Here is a 1318-nt window from a genome sequence, read left to right as displayed (position 1 = left end):
GCGCCGCCCTGCGCTATGCCGGGCAAGCGGGCGCACCCGCGATCGACGCGCTGGCCCTGGGGCTGCTCGCCTTCGCCACCGTGACGATCGCGGCCCTCGCGGTTCGGACGCTCATCGGGATCGCTCGGGGCGATCTCCGGCGACTCACGAGCTGACCGACGGCAGCCGTCGGGCCGACGCGTGCCGGTCGCAAGGCGGAGGAGGGAGCCTCATCGCGATACGAGGGTACTTCCGCTGCGGAAGGGCCGCCGGATGTGTTCCGAGGCTCCGTGGCGGGCGCGATCGCGCTTTCCGCGTTTTTCCGATTGACGTCGGCGCCCGGGCTCCATATACCCGCTTTCACCGACGGGGCGCCGCGGTCCACCGCTTGGTGGCCGAGTGTTTCGACGGCCTTCGGGATTGTCGGTGGAGCGGAGCTGATCCGGGTGACTGGATCGGGCGATCGCTGTCCTTCCGTTTCGAAGTGTCGGCCGTTTCCGGCGCGGTGGCGCTTGCGTGGGGCGGTTGACAGGACGGTTCGCCGGCTCTAGACGCCGCGGACCGCGAGCGGCGGGGTCGATCCCGCGCCGCGGACTTCATCGCCGAGGTGGGCTGGATGGGCCGGGCAACCGGGCTGTCGGCGCGTCTTCGGTGGAGGGTGGCCCCTTTGGGGGTCGGCCTCGTGCTCTTTGACAAGTGAATCATCGAGAAAGAGAAACGTGGGCGGCTTGTTCATGTCCTTGCGGGTCCGAGTAATCGGACCGTGAGAGATGAAAGCTGACCTTCGTTTCGGAACGCTCACCGGTCATTCATGGAAACGTGGGTGATACGGATGTGAGCACTCCGTTTATGTTGTGATCAGCTTGAGATCAGCTCTTCAACTTGAGAGTTTGATCCTGGCTCAGAGCGAACGCTGGCGGCAGGCTTAACACATGCAAGTCGAACGGGCTTCTTCGGAAGTCAGTGGCAGACGGGTGAGTAACACGTGGGAACGTGCCCTTCGGTTCGGAATAACTCAGGGAAACTTGAGCTAATACCGGATACGCCCTTATGGGGAAAGGTTGACTGCCGAAGGATCGGCCCGCGTCTGATTAGCTTGTTGGTGGGGTAACGGCCTACCAAGGCGACGATCAGTAGCTGGTCTGAGAGGATGATCAGCCACACTGGGACTGAGACACGGCCCAGACTCCTACGGGAGGCAGCAGTGGGGAATATTGGACAATGGGCGCAAGCCTGATCCAGCCATGCCGCGTGAGTGATGAAGGCCTTAGGGTTGTAAAGCTCTTTCAGCGGGGAAGATAATGACGGTACCCGCAGAAGAAGCCCCGGCTAACTTCGT

1 rRNA gene is annotated in these 1318 nt (G+C 62.9%); it reads left to right on the top strand.

Annotation, left to right across the window (positions count from 1 at the left end):
• Positions 1 to 857: 857 nt before the first annotated feature.
• Positions 858 to 1318: ribosomal RNA gene (locus IVA96_RS33090) — 16S ribosomal RNA — on the top strand; the annotation flags it as partial.

The organism is Bradyrhizobium sp. 159, from assembly GCF_023073795.1.
Lineage (GTDB): Bacteria > Pseudomonadota > Alphaproteobacteria > Rhizobiales > Xanthobacteraceae > Bradyrhizobium.
Note: the sequence above shows the minus strand (reverse complement) of the source record. Positions and strands in the feature narration are given on the sequence as shown.